The sequence below is a fragment of the Flavobacterium sp. C3NV genome (assembly GCF_046825355.2).
GTDB lineage: Bacteria > Bacteroidota > Bacteroidia > Flavobacteriales > Flavobacteriaceae > Flavobacterium.
On the sequence record NZ_JBKQBJ020000002.1, the window covers coordinates 134,512 to 153,334 of the forward strand.

The window sequence follows — 18,823 nt, forward strand, 5'->3', positions numbered from 1 at the left end:
ATTTACTTTTTTAAAAGGCAAAACCTTTGTAAAAAAGTATAAAGCTATGAAATTACTCCCGAACCAACTAATTCATTATCGAAATACCAAGCCGCAAACTGACCTTCAGTAATAGCTGATTGTGGCTCTTCAAACTCAACATACATTCCGTCTTCAAATTGGTGTAAAGTTGCTTTCTGCAAAGGCTGGCGGTAACGAATTCTCGCCATTACTTCCATAGTTTCACCAACTTGCAAAGCCAAATCAGTACGAATCCAGTGTACTTCAGATTTTTCTATAAACAAAGCTTTTTTAAACAATCCAGGATGCTGACTTGTTAAACCAGTATAAATGGTATTGGTTTCAACGTCTGTAGCGATTATAAATAACGGATCTGTTGTTCCGCCTACATTCAAACCTTTACGTTGTCCCACTGTAAAATAATGCGCACCTTGATGCTTACCAACTACTTTACCCATTGTTGGCAGATAATCACGTTTTTTAGCTTCTAATTTCAGTTCTTCCTGCAATGATAATCCAGCAGGTTTTTCGATAGCATAAATTGGATCGTTTTTATCGATCTGAACAATTTTACCGTCTTTAGGCTGCAATTTTTGTTGCAGGAATTCCGGTAAACGAACTTTTCCAATAAAACATAATCCTTGTGAATCTTTCTTTTCGGCTGTTACCAAATCCATTTCGGCAGCGATTTCGCGTACTTCAGGTTTTGTTAAAGCACCAATTGGGAATAAAGATTTTGCCAGCTGATCTTGTGACAACTGACATAAAAAATACGATTGATCTTTGTTGTTATCAGCACCGGCAATCAATTGATAAACTGGTTTTCCATCTACTTCGATTTCATTTTTTTGACAATAATGGCCTGTTGCTACGTAATCAGCACCAAGACTTAAAGCAATTTTCATGAATACATCAAATTTGATTTCACGATTACAAAGTACGTCAGGATTTGGAGTTCTTCCTTTTTCATATTCATTGAACATATAGTCAACGATTTTTTCTTTGTATTCTTCGCTCAAATCGACAGTTTGAAACGGTATTCCGAGTTTTTCAGCTACTAATAAAGCGTCATTACTATCCTCTAACCAAGGACATTCATTAGAAATAGTAACCGAATCATCATGCCAGTTTTTCATAAAAAGGCCAATAACTTCGTATCCCTGCTGTTGCAATAAATAAGCAGCAACACTCGAATCTACTCCACCGGAAAGTCCAACAACTACACGTTTCATTCTAAATCGTTTATATTTTTACAAGGGTGCAAAGATAAGTCCTATTTTTGATAATAGCGGTAGTTTTCATTAGTTTATATAATGGCGTGGTAGATAAAATTGATTGCTTTTTTTAATTACTTTTAATGATCAATAAAAATGTCATGCACAAATACATTTGTAGTTTTATTTTTCTGCTTATCATAACTTCTTTAAATGCACAAAGATACAGCGCTACTTTGTCTAATTACGAAGCTTATAAGGCTTTTAGAGGCAAACCGTTATCAGACAAATTTTCGAATATCGAATCGGTAAAAATTGTTTACGATCTAAAAAAACAAAAAATGTATTACTTCGATAGTACATTGATTCCGCTACATTATGATTTTGTCACCAACTATTTAAGTTACAGTCAGGATCTTGAAATTTTTAATAATGAAAATTACAGTGATACCGATAAAAACAGAAATTATTTGCTAGGAAATCTAAATCATATTAAAGGAACTGATAAATGGGTTTTCGAATTAGCAGCTTCAGATCATATGCCAATTGCCCTGATTGAGCGCTTTTATAATTTAATCGTACAATCGACTTTTATAGGTTCTAATTTGAAATTCTATTTGAACAATCCAGAAAAAATGGAATGGTTTCAACAGAATAAATTTAAAATTCCTTGCGTGAAATCAGATTTTATTTTTAATGAAATAACCTATCAGGAAGTAGTTTCCGGAACCAATATCGGAATCCTGAAACAATATAAACTAAAGGATCTCGAAAGTACAAAACCAAATTCTGACGAGATTATAATTGTAGACGGAACACCGGATATTTTGCCTAATGTAAGAGGTATAATTGTTAATGAACTTCAGACACCCTTAAGCCATTTGGTACTTTTGGGCAAAAACAGAAAGATCCCGATTATGGCTTATACCAATGCATTAAAAGACAATAACCTTAAAAGATTATTGGGTAGAAAAGTAGAACTAAAGATTGAAATCGATACTTTTTACGTTAAAGAAACCAATAAAAAAATAGTCCAAAAAGCCAATACAAAAAAGAAAAAACTCATTATTGACACCACTGTAACTTCGATAGTAGATCTCAGTAAAATACCTAAAAACGGAATTAATTATATTGGTTCAAAAGCACAAAACTTAGCGTATTTAATTGCAATTTCTAAAGATGTTCAATTCAAAACACCGGAAAACGCGCATGCAATTCCCTTTTATTTTTATGTAAAGCACGTTCAAAGTAAATCTATTTCCCCTTTGATCAATGAGCTTTTAGCAAATACCCGTAAAGATTCGGCAGTTTGGGTAAAGCAACAATTAAAAAAAATTAGAGATGCGATAAAAAAAGAACCAATTAACCCTCAATTAATTGCAAAGCTAAATGAGACTTTTAAAAATGCTTCCTTCAAAAACTTCAGATTCCGTTCGTCAACCAATGCCGAAGATTTAGATGATTTTAATGGCGCAGGTTTATACGACTCAAAAACCGGAATTGTAGGCGACAGCACAAAAACCTTCGAAAAAGCGATTAAACAAGTCTGGGCCAGTGTATGGAATGAAGGCTCTTATGGAGAAAGAGAACTTTTTGGTATTGACCAAAGAAATATTGCTATGGGAGTTTTAGTACATCGCTCTTTTCCGGATGAACTCGCAAATGGCGTAATAATTACGAAAAATATTTTCCGTAAAAACTTTCCAGGCATTACGGTGAACATTCAAAAAGGAGAAAACTCAGTTGTAAAACCAGAAAAAGGAGAAGTCTGCGAACAATTTGTTGCCTATCATTTTAATATGGGAACTGATGATGACGATTTTGATGTCGATTATACTTCAAATTCTAATTTAAATAATAATGAGCCCTTACTGAGCCGTAAAGAAATGAGCCGCCTTTTTCTTGTAAGTCAAAAAATTGAAGCTAAAATGTATCGTTACTGGAGAAAAAACAGATATCATCCGGTTGATATCGAATTTAAAATTGTGGGCGAAAACAGGGATTTATACATCAAACAAGTCAGACCTTTTAATGAATAATCAATAATAAACTAAAAGATCAATTTCGTTAGAAACGGTATTGATCAGTACAATTTTAAAATCAAAATCCTCAACATTTATCTTTTGCTGAATCGATTTTCGAATGTTTTGATTGTTTAATGAAAAATCTCCTTCCAAAGGAATTTTCACATCGACTACATTCAAATACTTAGAGATTTTTTTACTAACCAAAATGGAAGCGGCAATGTAAAATCCAATAATAATTAATTGAAAAAACAACAACACTTCGATCTTTTCGTACGGATACATGATATCTAAAATCGAGAGTGTTATCGTGGCAAAAAGAAAAATGATGGCATTTACAGTAAAAGATTGGGTTCTAAATCTTAATATGGAGAAAATCGCAAATAACCCGAATCCTATCCCCACTCCTATTTCGATTTTCGTAAACAAATAACAAAGCGAAAAAGTACAAAGACCAACAATAACCATCAATGGATTTATAGTTTCGTTATCTTTTCGGTTAGAGAAAAAATACAAAATCAAAATTGAGAAAAACAACAATAAAAACCGCCCTATAAGTTCGTTTAATTCCATTGAATCAAATTATTAGTGAATCAAATTTAAAAAATAGTTTGCCACGAATTTCACGAATTTTCACGAACTTTTATTCTAATAATTAACGGCAAACAAAAATTCGTGAAAATTTGTGCAATTCGTGGCAAAAAAAAAGTCCGCTTAGCGGACTTGTAAAATTATTGCGTTTTAGGTTTCGAATCTACCTGATAACTACTTTTCGGATCGCTCATATTGACTTCTTTGGTTAATTTACCTTTTAAGTAAAACTGCCACATATTTGCTTTCTTTCCGTTTACAAATTTTCCTTTTGATGCTACAACTCCATCTGCGTCATAAAAAACAGCCTCGCCGTTGTATTCATTATTTTTATAGGTACTTTGCTCTAAAAGAGTTCCGTTTTGTCCGTATTTTTTATACACTCCTTCTTTAGAACCATTTACATAATTCATTTCTTCGGCAATTTTTGAATTGGGATAATAAACACTTCTCAAACCTTCTAATTTGCCGTTCTTATAATTTTCAAGCGTCATCAATACTTTAGAAGCTTTGTGATAATATTTCCATTCTCCCTCACGTGCTTTACCAACTTCTTTTCCTTCGCTTACTTTATTTTTATTCTGATCATAAAAAATAGTATACGAACTTCCGTTATTAGCCGTAAAGTCACGAGTTGCAATAACATCACCTTTTTTAGTATCATCAAAAAATTTAAAAATACCGGTTTCTTTTCCGTGATCGAAAGTTCCTTCATAACGCGGACGTTTAGAAACTTCGTATGTACCTTTCCAAACACCGTCTTTTTTTCCGTTAGCATCTGTTTTATTAAAGTCCTGCGCCGATACTAAAACAGCATTTAAGAAAAGTAATGCAATTATTATTTTTTTATAAATCATTGTATTTTATTTTAAACTTTAACGAAATTCACTTTAATAAAGTATGTTTCAAAAATAAAAAAATCCCGACGAATCGAGATTTTTTTTTATAAATAACTTATTATTTTTTATTCTGTTTTTTTGCAGCTTCCTGTTGCTCCATCACTTCCTGAAGACGTTGTTGAAACTTGCTTTGCTTTTTAGGCTCTTTTAATTTGTTCTCCTGAATCTGAGCATGAATTTTATCTGTATCAACAATATAATTTTTGATTACAAACATAATTCCGATTGTAATTAAGTTCGAAATAAAGTTATACAAACTCAAACCTGCACCGTAACTATTGAAGAAAATTAACATCATCAATGGTGAAACATAAATCATGATTTTCATCATTTTTGCCATATCCGGCATACCTTCCTGCTGAGGCGCTGCCATTTGTTGATCTCCAGAAGTCATTTTCATATAGAAGAAAATCGCGATTGCTGCCAAAATTGGGAACAAACTGATATGATCTCCGTATAAAGGAATGTGAAATGGTAGTTTTACAACAGCATCAAATGATGATAAATCGTCTGCCCAAAGGAAACTTTTTTGTCTTAACTCAAAAGCCGACGGGAAGAACTGGAATGACGCATACATAAACGGAAGCTGAATCAATGCCGGGATACATCCTGCCATTGGGTTTACCCCTGCTTTGTTGTACAACTTCATCGTTTCCTGTTGTTTCTTCATTGGGTCTTTTTTGAATTTTTCTCCCAATTCTGTAATCTCCGGACGTAAAACTTTCATCTTAGCCTGAGACAAGAAAGACTTATACGTAATTGGCGACATCGCAATTTTGATGATAATCGTAAAGATGATAATTGCAATTCCGTACGGAATAAATGAAGCTAAAAACCCGAACAAAGGAATAAAGATCCATTTGTTGATCCAACCGAAAATCCCCCAACCTAATGGAATAATTTTTTCGAAATTTTTATCGTATGATTTTAAAACTTTGTAATCAGCTGGTCCAAAATACCAACTCATTTTATAATCCACTTCCCCATTAGTAAATGCTAAAGGAACATTTGCTTTGAATTGTTTAGTGAAAATAGTATCAATTTTTTCGTCTTTTACCAAGTTCTCAGAAACCAAATGTGCTTTCTCAAAAGAAGTATTTGTTTGCAGAATTGTAGTAAAAAAGTGTTGCTTAAAAGCCACGTAATCTACTTTTTCAGGAGTTTCCTCTTTTAGAGAACCCTGACCTACATAACTTTCTTTTCCATCCTGATAGCTGTAATAAATTTCAGCATAACGGTTTTCATAAGAAATACTTTTTTCGTTTCTAAAAGTTCTTAAATTCCATTGTAAATCTAATGGTTTAGAAGAATTTAAAACTTTATTCAATCCTTGAGAACGAATATCAAAACCAACTAAATATTCATTTGATTTTAATACATATTTATATTCTAAAAATTCGTTAGCACCCGCTTTCAAACGCATAGTCAATATTTGATCAGTACCGTTTTTAGTCAGTGTTGGCTCAAAATATAAATCTTTAGAATTTAAAGTTCTATTATCCGTCGTTTGTAACTGGATATTTAAATTAGAATTATTGTCTTTGATTAATTCTACTAATTGTCCTGAATTTTTCTCAAATCTTTTGAATTCTTTCAAGGTTGCCTCAACGATGTAACCACCTTTGTTAGCAATTTTTAGTTTTATCTTATCGTTTTCGATAGTGGTAAAACGTTCTTTTGCAGAAGGAAGTGTAGCTGAATAAGCAAAACCACCTAATGTTTTTTGCAATTGCGCTAACTGAACTGTGTCTCCGGGAGTTGTTGCAGCAACTGGTAAAACAGCTGTTTTAGTTTTATCAGTTTTTGCTTGTGCTTCTTGTTTGGCAACTAATTCTTTCTTGGCTTTTTCAGCAGCAATTTCCTTATCAGAAGGTTGGTTTTGGTACATAATCCAAACCAAAATTCCAAATATCAATACAAAACCAATGATTGAATTAAGATCAAATTTTTTTTCTTCCATTATAATTTAAAAAAGGTTATTCGTTACAGCGTATTAGTAATGAGTTGACCTCAAAAGTTACACTCTTTAGAATATTAATTATTATTTTTTATGCGCATTTACCGCAGCAGCCACAAAATTCACAAAAATTGGATGTGGGTTTGCCACTGTACTTTTGTATTCAGGATGATATTGTACACCAATAAAAAACGGGTGATTTTCAAGCTCTACAATTTCTACCAAACCTGTATCCGGATTCACTCCTGAAGCTTTTAATCCAGCTTTTTGCAATTCATCGGCATATTTATTATTGTACTCATAACGGTGACGGTGACGTTCTGAAATAGTCGTTTGTCCGTATATTTTGTGTGCTAAAGTATTTGGCTTAATATCACATTTCCAGGCACCAAGACGCATTGTTCCACCTTTATCTGTAATTGTTTTTTGCTCTTCCATTAAATTCACCACCGGATGTTTGGTTTTTTCATTCATCTCAGTAGAATTGGCATCAGCATAACCTAAAATATTTCGTGAATATTCGATAACTGACATTTGCATTCCTAAACAAATTCCGAAAAACGGAATATTATTTTCACGCGCAAAACGAACTGCTTCGATTTTTCCTTCGATACCTCTTTCTCCAAAACCAGGTGCTACTAAAACTCCGTCAAGAGGTCCTAATTTCTCTTCAACATTATCACTATTAATGTGCTCTGAATGAATAGAAATTACGTTTACTTTGGTTTCGTTTGAAGCTCCTGCATGAATAAACGCCTCTAAAATAGATTTGTAACAATCCTGCATTTCTACATATTTCCCAATCAAACCAATATTTACGGTATGTTTTGGATTTTTTAATCTGCGTAAAAAAGTATTCCAGTTTTTTAAATCCGGAGCTGCTTTTTTAGGTAAATCTAATTTCTTTAAAGCCACAACATCTAATCCTTCTTCAAGCATTAAATTTGGAACTTCATATATCGTCGAAGCATCAATAGACTGAATTACGGCTTCTCTTTTTACGTTGCAAAACAACGCTAATTTATTACGCAATTCATCAGAAAGCTCATGCTCGGTTCTACAAACCAGGATATCAGCCTTGATTCCGCTTTCCATCAATGTTTTTACAGAGTGTTGCGTAGGTTTTGTTTTCAACTCACCTGCAGCAGCCAAATAAGGAACTAAAGTTAAATGAATAACAATTCCGTTATTTTCTCCTAATTCCCAAACCAACTGACGAACAGACTCTATATAAGGTAGAGATTCAATATCACCTACAGTTCCTCCAATTTCAGTAATTACAATATCATAATCGCCGGATTTACCCAACAATTGCATTCTGTCTTTGATTTCGTTTGTAATATGAGGTACAACCTGAACCGTTTTTCCTAAAAATTCTCCTCTTCTTTCTTTTTCAATAACCGAAAGATATACTCTTCCTGTAGTAACGTTATTTGCCTGAGAAGTAGGAACATTCAGGAAACGCTCGTAGTGACCTAAATCTAAATCTGTTTCTGCACCATCATCTGTTACATAACATTCTCCATGTTCGTATGGATTCAACGTACCCGGATCCACATTGATATATGGATCGAATTTTTGAATAGTTGTACGATATCCTCTTCCTTGTAACAATTTTGCTAAAGATGCTGCGATAATCCCTTTTCCTAATGAAGAAGTCACACCGCCTGTAACAAAAATATATTTTGTTTGATTCATTCTGTTGTTGTTTGTATGTAGTTGTGTAAAAAACTTGGCAAAAGTACAAATTTAATTAGATATTTTGCCAATTAGAGAATGAGATAATTTGCAAAATTTTAATTAGAACGATTAGATGATTTCGTAATCGATAATTTTAACTTTGAATTGGATGTTTTTTTGAATATTACCCTGCTAATTTTAAGTTTTTAGATTATGACAAGATTATAAAATGAAAAAACAAATAATATAACGCTCAACAAAACATCAAAAATCATTATTTTTTTAAAATTAGAAAGGCGTACTATCTTATTGATAAATAAGCGTATAAATAATTGAATTAGAAAAAACAAAAAGATCTTTATACTGTATGGATTATAAACAATTGCCTCACTAAAGTTTAATCTTAAAATCTGAGCAAAAGCCCTTGTTAAACCGCGACTTTTACAATAAGCCAAAGGCATTCCTTCGCAAGTCGAGCGGAAACCAAAGTTTAAAAATGGCATTATAAAACAATAAAAAAAGATAAACATGATGATTACAATAAAAATCGTGTTTATCTTTTTATAAGAATCAATTTCGTAAGAAGATTTTATTTCCACAAAAGAGATTTATTATTTTGTTTCTTCTACTTTTATAGTATCAGTTGCTATTTCTACATCATTTAGTGAATCTTGTATTTTTACAGACTCTATAGTGGCAGAATCTATGGCATTAGTAATTTCATCTTTATGAGACATTACAGCAGATCCTATAGAACCTACTACAACTAGCACCCATATAACAACAAAAACTGTTGCTGCACAGCCTAAAATCAAACCTGCTAGTGGCATTGTAGTTGAAGCTTGTTCTCTTTTTGCCTGAGACAGACCAATTGCTCCAAAAACTATGGCAAGTACTCCAAAAATTACGGCAATAAAACCAAAGCAAGGAATAAATGCTGCAATAAGACCTACGATTCCCAGCACTAAGGCTGCAATACCCATGCCCTGACCTGCATTTGACGGTTGTTTATAATCTTCCATATAGTGTTTTATGTTAATTGTTACAAAAATAGAAAAACACTTATGTGAACAACGAACAATACTTCAAAGTTATTAACAAATAAATTAAAAAGGGATTTCTTATTATTTTTAATAATCATAGTCTGTTTACTAATCCCAAAATGACAAGGCTCCAATAATAAGACCATAAACTAATACGAGAATTACTGAGAACAACAGTGCAACTATTCCTAAAATCAAACTTATTTTAGCTAGCAAAGTTGGACAATTTGCATTTGTTGCCCTAAACAAACCAACTGCTGCAAAAATTACAGTTAGAAGAGAAGTAACTAGCGCCACCACATTTATGCAAGGAATGAAAGCTACTATAATAGAAATTATTCCTAAAACTAAAGCTGCAATACTAAAATTTTCACCTGAGTTTGAGGTTTTAAAACTGTTTTCCATTTAGTTCTTCATGTTATTTTTTACAAAAATAGAAAAACACTCAGGGGAGCAATAGAGAATACTTGAAAGTTACTAACAAAAAAATCAAAAGGGATTTCCAGTTATTTAAAAAGATTTGGAACATTACGTATAAAAACTGGCTATAAAAACTTCCTGTTATAATTGTAATTGAAGTATTTTTTTGACATAAAAAAAAATATTATAATTTTAAAACATCGACTTGTACACATTTACAAATTCAGTCTTGAATTTTGTGGTGTCAATTTGTTTTTAAAAATTATAATATTTTTTATGTATTCAAATATTATAATTTCAAAATATTGACTTGTACACATTCGCAAATTCAGTCTTGAATTCTGTGGTATCAATTAGTTTTTAAAAATTGTAATATTTTTATATATCAAACTTAAATAAAAAAATCGAAATAGCAAAAGGTTTTTCTTACTATTTTATTTTAAAGGCTTAGGATACTGCTTTTTAATGTTCCGAATCAGTTCCTCCAGACCATTCAATTTTAATTCGTAAACAAGAGCCAGTTGCTGCCCTAATTCACCATTAGGGAAACCTTTATTATGATACCAAACGACATAATACTCCGGTAAATCGATTAAAAATCGTCCTTCGTATTTCCCGAAAGGCATTTTGGTATGGGCTAATTTTATGAGAAGTTTTTTGTCTGGTTCCATATTTTTTTTAAGAAGAAAGAAGCAAGAGAAAAGAATATAGACTGATTCTTTCTTCTTGCTTCTAATTAACGCAAAGCTATTATTTTTTGCCACAGATTAAAAGAATTAAAATGATTTTCACCATAAATAAAATACCTGAAGTCTGTATTCAAAAAATTACAGATAAAAAAATCGCCACGAATTCACGAATTAGCTTTAAATATAATACGTGAATGCGTGGCGAATATTTTTTAAACCCTAAAAAAACTTAGAATCTTAGCCCCTCAGAACCTTAGCAACTTAATAGTGCCATCTCACGAAAGCTTCCATCGCTGCGTACGTTGCTAAACCTAATTCCTGGTACAAAGCAGCAGTTTCGGCATTTCTGTCTTCGGCTCTTTGCCAGAATTCGCGGGCATCAGTTCCCTGAAAAACAACACCGTCTTTTTGCGATTGGTGTTTGAAGATTCCGTGACGTTTTGCCAAAACCTGATCAGGGCTCATTGGTACAGCCATTTCGACTTCGTCAATTCCCCATTCCTGCCAGGCTCCACGGTACAACCATAACCAGCAATCATCCATAAACGATTTTGGTTTAAGTGCTTTTACAGCTTCAAAAATAGCATCCAGACAAACTTTATGTGTTCCGTGCGGATCTGCTAAATCTCCTGCAGCATATATTTGATGTGGTTTAATTTTTTCGATTAAATCCATCGTCAGTTGAATATCTTCTTGTCCGATTGGTTTTTTCTCGATTGTTCCGGTTTCGTAGAAAGGCAATTCCATAAAATGAATCTGATCATCTGTTAAACCAACAAAATGACTTGTTGCTCTCGCCTCACCTTTTCTAATTAATCCTTTGATGTAACGAACTTCCGGAATATCTATTTCACTGTTCTTTTTATTCTCAAGAAAAGTTTGGGCTTTTTTGTAAATATCATCTGCTTCAGGACTTTTGATTCCGAATTTTTCATTGTAATCAATTACGAATCTTGCAAAACGTAACGCTTCATCATCCGCTACAGCGATATTTCCCGAAGTTTGATACGCAACGTGCACTTCATGTCCCTGATCTTGCAAACGCATAAAAGTTCCTCCCATACTAATGATATCATCATCAGGATGCGGACTAAAAATCAATACACGTTTTCTGGCTGGTTCTGCTCTTTCAGGACGGTTAGAATCGTCTGCATTTGGTTTTCCGCCTGGCCAGCCTGTAATTGTATTTTGTAATTTATTGAAAATCTTAATATTGATGTCGTATGCCGGACCAGAATCAGCCAATAAATCACTCATTCCGTGTTCGATATAATCAGCATCTGTCAACATTAAAATTGGTTTTTTAAGCTGAAGTGCCAATCCTAAAACCGCTTTACGAGTCAGTTTATCGGTCCATTCTACTTTTTCTACCAACCAAGGTTTGTTGATTCTGGTAAGTTTTGAAGAAGCTTCTTTATCTAAAATAAAAACGGCATTGTTGTGCTCCTGCAAAAATGAAGCGGGAACTCTATTCGTAACTTCATCCTCTACAGATCTTTTTACCACATTTGCTTTTCCTTCTCCCCAAGCCAACAAGATGACTCTTTTCGCTTCCATGATTTTTTTAACTCCAAGAGTAATAGCAGTTCTTGGCGTATTGCTCAAACCGAAGAAATCTTTACTTGCAGCAACTCTCGTAATATGATCTAAAGCGACCAAACGCGTTTTAGAGTTTTGTAGTGAACCTGATTCATTAAAACCTATATGTCCGTTACCACCAATTCCCAGAATCTGAAGGTCAATTCCGCCAAGAGCTTCAATTTTAGCTTCGTATTCGTGGCAATAATCTGCGATTTGTTCTTTTGTTAAAAGTCCGTCTGGAACATGAGCGTTTTCAGGTAAAATATCAACATGATCAAACAGTAATTCCTTCATAAAACGAACGTAACTGTTGATGGAGTTTGGTTCCATTGGATAATATTCATCCAAGTTAAAACTGATTACGTTTTTAAAACTCAAACCTTCCTCTTTATGCAAGCGAACCAATTCAGCGTACAATCCTTTTGGAGAAGATCCTGTTGCAAGTCCTAAAATGCAAGGCTTATTTTCTTGTTGCCTGGATTGAATTAAAGCTGCAATTTCCTGCGCTACTGCTTTTGATGCTTCGCCAGAATTTTCGAAAACAATTGTATTGATGTTTTCAAATCGTTTCTCGAATCCTGTCGCTTTGTCTGTTTTACTTTTTAACATGATATAGTTTTTTTTAATTCCTCTCGTTACATTTTCCAACTTCGATATTTATGTCCCTTTATAGCGTAAAAAAGAATCATTAAATAAGATGGTAACAACATTAAATAGGCAATCTGATTTCCGCTTTTCGAAATTTCAACGGTTCCGTTTGCAATATTTGATGCGTTTATATTTTCTGTGATCAATCCGTATAATAAAGGAAAAATGGCTCCTCCTATAATACCCATGATCAAAATTGCACTTCCAATTTTAGTATAGCCTCCCAAATCTTCCAGCGCCATTGGCCAGATTGCAGGCCAGCACAACGCATTTGCCAGGCCAAGTAATGCTACTAAAAGTATTACGACCGGTAAATTTGGAATTCCGGGTAACTGAAACATTATTTTTGGCGAAATAAAAACAATTGCCAAAACTAAAATTACGCCTAAAACTCCGGATGCCTTTAGCGCCGTGACTTGCGAAAGATATTTAGGTATTAATGTGATTCCTAAAATATACCCCACAACCATTGCCGACATTGTGAAAGAAGTTAACTTTAAATAAAAATTTCCTTCTGTTCCGTAAACTCCTAATTCTTTTCCGAAACCTCCAATAGAATCTCCGGCTAAAACTTCGGCAGACAAATACAGCATTAAAGTGATTACTCCTAAAACCAATTGAGGGCGTTTGAATGCGTTTCTCATTTGTTTAAAAATACTCAAATGGGTCACATTTCCTTCTTCATCCAAATCAATTTCAGGAAGCGGCGACAACTTTACCAAAACCGCCAAAACCATTATAATCAATCCCATATAAAGGTAAGGTCTTTGCAATTGCAATGCAAGAGAATTTAATGCGTTTGATTTTGAAACCGAATCCAGCAATGCTATTTTATCTGCTGTAAACTCCTGCATATTAGACAAAACCAAAGCTGTTAATATCAGCGGAGCTACGAATCCTGCCATTTTATTTGCAATTCCCAATACACTAATTCTCGCCGCGGCACTTTCTCTTGGACCAATAACGACCACATATGGATTTGATGCTGTCTGCAAAATTGCCAAACCGGTTCCCATTACAAATAATGCAATTAAAAACAATACAAAAGTTCGGCTTTCGGCAGCGGGATAAAACATAAATGCGCCCGCAGCAATGATCAATAATCCTAACGAAATACCATTTTTATACCCTACTTTTTCGATTACCCATGATGACGGAATTGCCATTACAAAATAAGCGATGTAAAAAGCAAAAGTTACAAAATAAGCCTGAGAAGAGGTTAACTCACAAGCCAATTGAAAAAATGGTATTAAAGGACCGTTGAGCCAGGTAACAAAACCGAGAATAAAAAATAAAGCGGTTAAAATGACCATCGGAATAATGGTACTCCTTTTTTCTATTTGTAATGCACTTTCAATGTTTGACATATTTTTTTGGTTGATTATTAATAGATTAGTTCTTTTTTCTATCTAAAATAGCATCAACACTTTTGCAAATATATTGCAATTAAAACACAATTTAATGCATTTTTTTTGCAAATTTAAAACAAAAGTACTCTAATAAGTTGTACTTATTCGTAAATTAGATATCAATTTTTTGTTAATTTTTTCTAGGCTTGCCAGTCTAAAACAGGATAATATTGTTTTAAATATGCTTTGACATCGGCAATATCTTCTTTGGCGGTTAAGTCCGGAACGTGCTCTGAAAACGGAATTCCCAAAGTAGTATTTGGATGTTCGTTTACCGAATTTAAAAGTACGGTTGGCAATTCTTTTTCGTCTCTTTCCGGATGAACGGGACAATTTTTAAGATGCGTATATAATGTACTTCCGTTGAATTTAAAAGCATTCATACTCACTCTTATTTTTCCTTCGACATCTTTATAATCCGCTAAAACATCGGCAGAAGGTTTTTCGAGAATGTCTAATAATTGATTGTTCTGATCTAATTTTGCAATGGCGAAACGCGAAATCCTTTCAGACGGAAATTCTAATGCATCACGATCGTAGGCAATAAAAGCATTAGGACTAGTTGTTTCTCTAAGTGCTAATAAGGCTTTCGCCGAATATAAATTATCACTGTTACAAACAGAATATTGCTGTGAGTTTAGTTCAGGGAACTGCTCAACAGCCTGAAACAAAGCATCGGCCGTGCCAAAAGGTTTTACTCTTCCCTCAGGAATATATTGTACTGCAAAGGAAATGTTGAGCCCGTGAAAATCATTATTAAGATTTTGGCTTCCGTAAAATTCCTTAAACAACTCGCCTTGTTCTCCTATAATAATGTAGATATTTTTATATCCCGCTTTTTTGGCATTCAATAAAAGATAATCTAATAAAGGTCTTCCGCTTGCGCCAACACCAATTAAACCTTTACTTCTTTCGTTTGCCTGAGCAATTTCTTCTGCTGATAAATTATCAAGAACAGCTTCTTTTTTCATTCTGGATGATGCTCCACCTGCCAGAATAACTAAATTGTTGTGCATATTTATTTTTTAAATTTCAATATTTTCTATAATTCTCACACCCGGATCTACAGCAACCGCGTAAGCTTCTTCTGCGCCGGCTTTTAAAATAGCTTCGATTACCGCGGCTTCTTTTTCAGGATTGGCAATTACCACAATGCTTCCGCCACCGCCAGAACCTACAATTTTAGCTCCGTATGCTCCCGCACGCAAAGCTGCATTGATCATATCGTCGATTCTTGGTACTGTAATTTTCAATAAATCGCGCAAAACTTCATGATGCTGATTCATTAATGCGCCAATTTTTTTGAGATCTAAAACCGGCTTTTCGAATTCTTTTAAAGCTTCTTTGGTATAATGGAAGTTTTTTAGCGCGGCTTCGAAAAACGGAATCAATCGATCCGGTAAACAATTTCTGTAGCGATCTATATCTTCTATTTCAGAAGTATTCAAATCAAAATCAGGGAAGTTTTGTTTTACAATGCCAATCGACATTAAAGCGTTGCCTTTTATTTCGCCAATTAAGCCAATGGTTTCTTTGGGAACACCAGAAACTCCTGTTATTAAACCTTTAAGATCTGTTCTTATTACTTTAAACGAGAAAGGTTCTTTGGTATTAATGTACACCACATTCCCTACCCCAATACTAAAATGATCCATCATTCCGCCTGGTTCTCCGTGTTCTAAAACCTCAGATTCATATCCAGCTTTGGCTATAAATTCAGGAGTAACTTCGTGATCGACTCCAAAAGCATCAATCAAAAACCGAATCCAGGCCATCAATAAAGCCGATGAACTCGATGTTCCTGAATTTATAGGAATATCTCCTGTAATGGTAATGGTGTAACCTACATTGGGTACACAACCATATCGCCGCAAAACGCGTAACGAAGAGGCAAAATAATCGCGAGGTTCTAATGTATCGAAAGTAGCATCGATATCTATGACCCTGATTTCGCCAATATCGATCATGTTCAGCACAAACGTATTGGTGTTATTTTGTTCAGCGGTTAGTTTTATATTTCGATCGATTGCACAGGCTATAACCGGCAATCCTAAATAATCCTGATGATCTCCAAAGAGGCACGTTCGGCCGGGAGCTAATGAAGTAATTTTTTTCACTTATAAATTTTATAATAAAACATTGCAATACAAATAATTACAACATTAATAGGTTAAGAATTTACACTGTTTTTTTGGTTTTGATTCTACGAAACTATAGATTATATTTTTATAAACCAAGAAAAAAACTAAAAATGTGCTCGAACACACTAAATAAATGTTCTCGAGCACACTTATTAATTCGAACAATATTTTTTTAAATAATTAAACCAAAGTTTCTATATTTGCTTATATGGATAAAAAGTACACTATTAAGGATATAGCAAAAATGGCCGGAGTTTCTAAAGGAACTGTAGATCGTGTTTTGCATAACAGAGGAAAAGTTTCTCCTACGGCGCTGGATAAAATTAATGAAGTCTTGAACGTCATTAATTATGAGCCTAACTTAATTGCCCGTAATTTAAAAAACACCAAAGTTTACCGTATTTGCGTTTTGCTTCCGGATCCGGAAATAGATCCGTATTGGCTGCCGTGCGTAAACGGAATTCAGGAAGCCAAAACTGAGTTTAAAGCGTACGGTGTTGTTATAGAAACCCATTACTTTAATCCTGAAAGTAAAAAATCGTTTTTAAATGCACACGAAACGATTCTTAAACAATCTCCAGACGCTGTTTTAATTGCTCCTTTATTTCATAAGGAAACGCTTGAAATCGTAAAACAATATGACGAACTCGAAATAATCGTAAACACTTTTAATAACCAAATTGAAAGCGAATCTATCAAAAGTTTTGTGGGGCAGGATTTGCATAAAAGTGGTCGTGTCGCCGCCAGTTTAATGAATTTGATTTTAAGCGATGGTCAGATTGCGATTGTACATATAGATGAAAGCGTAAAAAATGCGGTTCACATGCAGGAAAAGGAAAAGGGTTTTAGAAATTATTTCGACGAGAAGAAAATTGCCGATTTTTCTTTAACTACTTTAAAATTGAAACATCCTAATGTCGAAAGTAAATTTTCGGCCTTTTTGGAAGAAAATCCAAACCTGAAGGGAATTTTTATCACAACTTCTAAAGCATATCAGATTGCTTCGATTTTAGCTCCTTTAAAAAATAAAAAAATTGCCATTATTGGTTACGACTTAGTTGAGAAAAATGTCAACTTTCTGAATCAGGGATTGGTTCATTTTTTAATTCATCAAAATCAAAAAAGACAGGCTTATTTAGGTGTTAGTACCTTGGTAGAGCATTTTTTATTCCGCAAAGATATCCCGGAAACGATCTTGTTGCCTATTGATATTATTAATGTAGAGAATGCTTCGTTTTACGTATCGTAAATTATGTGCCCACGGATGTAACGGATTCAAACTGGTTTACACGGATTTTTTTATCTGTGCGGCAAAGTTTGCTCGCAGATTTAGCAGATTTTTTTTTATCAAACTTTGTATCTAAAAAAACGGCATGCTGAATTAGCAGATTTAGCAGATTCTTTTTATCAACCTTGTACTAAAAAACCAGCAAAAACCAGTTTGAATCCGTTTAATTCGTGGGCGAAACCTCTTAACCTTTGTCCCTTTGAACCTTTGAACCTTTGCCTCTTTTTCTAAACCTATTTCATTAAAACAAACTTCCCAAACGAAGAAGCGATATGAAAATTAGGCGTTTCGGTAGTTGGGTTTACCCACGAAATCCAGGTGGCGTCGTATTGCAGATTTTCGACCAGAGCGAATTTTGCCCTGAAAACTCCAGCTTCAATTGTATTGTTCTGAATTAAATTTAAATCTTTTAGGGATTGAATACTAATTTGTCCTTCAACAATAAAGGAAATTTCATCCTTTGCCGTTTTCACTTCTATATCCTTTTTAGGCCATTTCCAGTTAAAATCAAAATTCTTTTCAGGAAGCGCTTTAAAATCCATTATTCGGCCTGATGTATCCATTTCAAGGCAATAATAAGGATTTAAGGATTCATTGGTCCTAAAAAACAGTTCTACCCGATCTGAGTTTCCTATACTCAGGAAACTATTGTCTTTTTGATCGATATAAATATCAGTATCAAAAACCCTAAAATTAAAATAGAAATTTTCGAGATCATGAAGCGCCCTAAATTCAATTTTCGAAAATGAATCATTTTTCCACGGAGAACAAAAATCAGTTAAACAATTTGCTTTTTCCCATGCAGAAGAATTCAAAATTAGGTCGTTATTTATTTGTTTTTTTTCGATTAAAACTACCTGATATTCTTTTAAAATTTCGTGCATATTTTTTGGAAAAATTTAATTTAATGAAAATGAAATCCTGAAGCATTTTAATCATTTTAAAAGGTAGAAAATCTACTTAAAAAAACTTCTTATAAAAATGCTAATATAAGTCAAACTTTTATTTAAAACCTAATTGCTGTTTTTTATTGCTTTTTTATTTAAAAAGTAAAAAATAAGAAAAAACGGATCAAATTAAAACCTTTAAAAGTTTGATTTATTATTAAACAAATTAATTGATGATTGCGATATTCTTAGAAATACAAACAACTTGTTTTTATTCCTTAAAAATAAAATATCATAGTTGCGAATACGCCTAAAATAAAGCGATGTGCTTTTTGTGCTTTTTTTTAGAATA

At 33.4% G+C, this 18,823-nt stretch carries 16 protein-coding genes; 2 read left to right on the forward strand and 14 right to left on the reverse strand.

Annotated features, from left to right (window positions below; translation table 11 throughout):
* Positions 1–44: 44 nt before the first annotated feature.
* Positions 45–1,232, reverse strand: coding sequence for a tRNA 2-thiouridine(34) synthase MnmA (gene mnmA / locus ACIDC4_RS03470; RefSeq protein ID WP_412041762.1), 1,188 nt, complete (start codon positions 1,230–1,232; stop codon positions 45–47).
* A 143-nt stretch (positions 1,233–1,375) separates the two neighbouring features.
* Here mnmA and ACIDC4_RS03475 point away from each other — a divergent pair, with 143 nt between their 5' ends.
* Positions 1,376–3,253, forward strand: coding sequence for a PEP/pyruvate-binding domain-containing protein (locus ACIDC4_RS03475; RefSeq protein ID WP_412041763.1), 1,878 nt, complete (start codon positions 1,376–1,378; stop codon positions 3,251–3,253).
* Here ACIDC4_RS03475 and ACIDC4_RS03480 read toward each other — a convergent pair whose 3' ends face one another.
* The 12 genes from ACIDC4_RS03480 to ACIDC4_RS03535 all read right to left on the reverse strand — a co-directional run bounded on the left by ACIDC4_RS03480 (position 3,254) and on the right by ACIDC4_RS03535 (position 16,272).
* Positions 3,254–3,811 (reverse strand): DUF4956 domain-containing protein, encoded by a 558-nt coding sequence (locus tag ACIDC4_RS03480; RefSeq protein ID WP_230036701.1) that lies wholly within the window; start codon positions 3,809–3,811, stop codon positions 3,254–3,256.
* Positions 3,812–3,969: 158 nt separating this feature from the next.
* Complete coding sequence (locus tag ACIDC4_RS03485) at positions 3,970–4,686, reverse strand: toxin-antitoxin system YwqK family antitoxin (protein WP_412041764.1); 717 nt, start codon at positions 4,684–4,686, stop codon at positions 3,970–3,972.
* A gap of 100 nt (positions 4,687–4,786) precedes the next feature.
* Positions 4,787–6,688, reverse strand: coding sequence for a membrane protein insertase YidC (gene yidC, locus ACIDC4_RS03490; protein WP_412041765.1), 1,902 nt, complete (start codon positions 6,686–6,688; stop codon positions 4,787–4,789).
* Between the two features lie 81 nt (positions 6,689–6,769).
* Positions 6,770–8,383, reverse strand: a complete 1,614-nt coding sequence (gene pyrG / locus ACIDC4_RS03495) for a CTP synthase (protein ID WP_412041766.1) — start codon at positions 8,381–8,383, stop codon at positions 6,770–6,772.
* A 188-nt stretch (positions 8,384–8,571) separates the two neighbouring features.
* Positions 8,572–8,895: a DUF2752 domain-containing protein gene (locus ACIDC4_RS03500; RefSeq protein WP_412042018.1), complete on the reverse strand. Its 324-nt coding sequence runs from the start codon at positions 8,893–8,895 to the stop codon at positions 8,572–8,574.
* Between the two features lie 81 nt (positions 8,896–8,976).
* A complete protein-coding gene (locus tag ACIDC4_RS03505; protein WP_412041767.1) occupies positions 8,977–9,348 on the reverse strand; it encodes a DUF4190 domain-containing protein in 372 nt (123 codons plus the stop codon).
* A gap of 168 nt (positions 9,349–9,516) precedes the next feature.
* On the reverse strand, positions 9,517–9,813 hold the full coding sequence (locus ACIDC4_RS03510; RefSeq protein ID WP_072956148.1) for a hypothetical protein: 297 nt from the start codon (positions 9,811–9,813) through the stop codon (positions 9,517–9,519).
* Positions 9,814–10,262: 449 nt separating this feature from the next.
* Positions 10,263–10,499, reverse strand: a complete 237-nt coding sequence (locus ACIDC4_RS03515; RefSeq protein ID WP_039117105.1) for a DUF3820 family protein — start codon at positions 10,497–10,499, stop codon at positions 10,263–10,265.
* Positions 10,500–10,778: 279 nt separating this feature from the next.
* Complete coding sequence (nagB, locus tag ACIDC4_RS03520; protein WP_412041768.1) at positions 10,779–12,707, reverse strand: glucosamine-6-phosphate deaminase; 1,929 nt, start codon at positions 12,705–12,707, stop codon at positions 10,779–10,781.
* A 26-nt stretch (positions 12,708–12,733) separates the two neighbouring features.
* Positions 12,734–14,113, reverse strand: a complete 1,380-nt coding sequence (locus ACIDC4_RS03525) for a sugar MFS transporter (RefSeq protein ID WP_412041769.1) — start codon at positions 14,111–14,113, stop codon at positions 12,734–12,736.
* Between the two features lie 182 nt (positions 14,114–14,295).
* Entirely contained in the window at positions 14,296–15,171 is an 876-nt protein-coding gene (locus ACIDC4_RS03530) for a sugar phosphate nucleotidyltransferase (RefSeq protein ID WP_412041770.1), read from the reverse strand.
* A 9-nt stretch (positions 15,172–15,180) separates the two neighbouring features.
* The gene (locus tag ACIDC4_RS03535) at positions 15,181–16,272 is read right to left on the reverse strand and encodes a mevalonate kinase family protein (RefSeq protein ID WP_412041771.1); all 1,092 of its coding nucleotides are present in this window, start codon (positions 16,270–16,272) and stop codon (positions 15,181–15,183) included.
* Positions 16,273–16,504: 232 nt separating this feature from the next.
* On the opposite strand from ACIDC4_RS03535, the gene ACIDC4_RS03540 reads away from it, so the two are divergent.
* Positions 16,505–17,545, forward strand: coding sequence for a LacI family DNA-binding transcriptional regulator (locus ACIDC4_RS03540; RefSeq protein ID WP_412041772.1), 1,041 nt, complete (start codon positions 16,505–16,507; stop codon positions 17,543–17,545).
* Between the two features lie 272 nt (positions 17,546–17,817).
* Here the strand turns inward: ACIDC4_RS03540 and ACIDC4_RS03545 are convergent, their stop codons facing one another.
* On the reverse strand, positions 17,818–18,468 hold the full coding sequence (locus tag ACIDC4_RS03545) for a sugar-binding protein (RefSeq protein WP_412041773.1): 651 nt from the start codon (positions 18,466–18,468) through the stop codon (positions 17,818–17,820).
* Positions 18,469–18,823 lie beyond the last annotated feature (355 nt).

Coding starts and splice junctions, on each gene's coding strand:
- mnmA (WP_412041762.1), bottom strand. CDS start 1,232: ATGAAACGTGTAGTTGTTGGACTTTCCGGTGGAGTAGATTCGAGTGTT.
- ACIDC4_RS03475 (WP_412041763.1), top strand. CDS start 1,376: ATGCACAAATACATTTGTAGTTTTATTTTTCTGCTTATCATAACTTCT.
- ACIDC4_RS03480 (WP_230036701.1), bottom strand. CDS start 3,811: ATGGAATTAAACGAACTTATAGGGCGGTTTTTATTGTTGTTTTTCTCA.
- ACIDC4_RS03485 (WP_412041764.1), bottom strand. CDS start 4,686: ATGATTTATAAAAAAATAATAATTGCATTACTTTTCTTAAATGCTGTT.
- yidC (WP_412041765.1), bottom strand. CDS start 6,688: ATGGAAGAAAAAAAATTTGATCTTAATTCAATCATTGGTTTTGTATTG.
- pyrG (WP_412041766.1), bottom strand. CDS start 8,383: ATGAATCAAACAAAATATATTTTTGTTACAGGCGGTGTGACTTCTTCA.
- ACIDC4_RS03500 (WP_412042018.1), bottom strand. CDS start 8,895: ATGTTTATCTTTTTTTATTGTTTTATAATGCCATTTTTAAACTTTGGT.
- ACIDC4_RS03505 (WP_412041767.1), bottom strand. CDS start 9,348: ATGGGTATTGCAGCCTTAGTGCTGGGAATCGTAGGTCTTATTGCAGCA.
- ACIDC4_RS03510 (WP_072956148.1), bottom strand. CDS start 9,813: ATGGAAAACAGTTTTAAAACCTCAAACTCAGGTGAAAATTTTAGTATT.
- ACIDC4_RS03515 (WP_039117105.1), bottom strand. CDS start 10,499: ATGGAACCAGACAAAAAACTTCTCATAAAATTAGCCCATACCAAAATG.
- nagB (WP_412041768.1), bottom strand. CDS start 12,707: ATGTTAAAAAGTAAAACAGACAAAGCGACAGGATTCGAGAAACGATTT.
- ACIDC4_RS03525 (WP_412041769.1), bottom strand. CDS start 14,113: ATGTCAAACATTGAAAGTGCATTACAAATAGAAAAAAGGAGTACCATT.
- ACIDC4_RS03530 (WP_412041770.1), bottom strand. CDS start 15,171: ATGCACAACAATTTAGTTATTCTGGCAGGTGGAGCATCATCCAGAATG.
- ACIDC4_RS03540 (WP_412041772.1), top strand. CDS start 16,505: ATGGATAAAAAGTACACTATTAAGGATATAGCAAAAATGGCCGGAGTT.
- ACIDC4_RS03545 (WP_412041773.1), bottom strand. CDS start 18,468: ATGCACGAAATTTTAAAAGAATATCAGGTAGTTTTAATCGAAAAAAAA.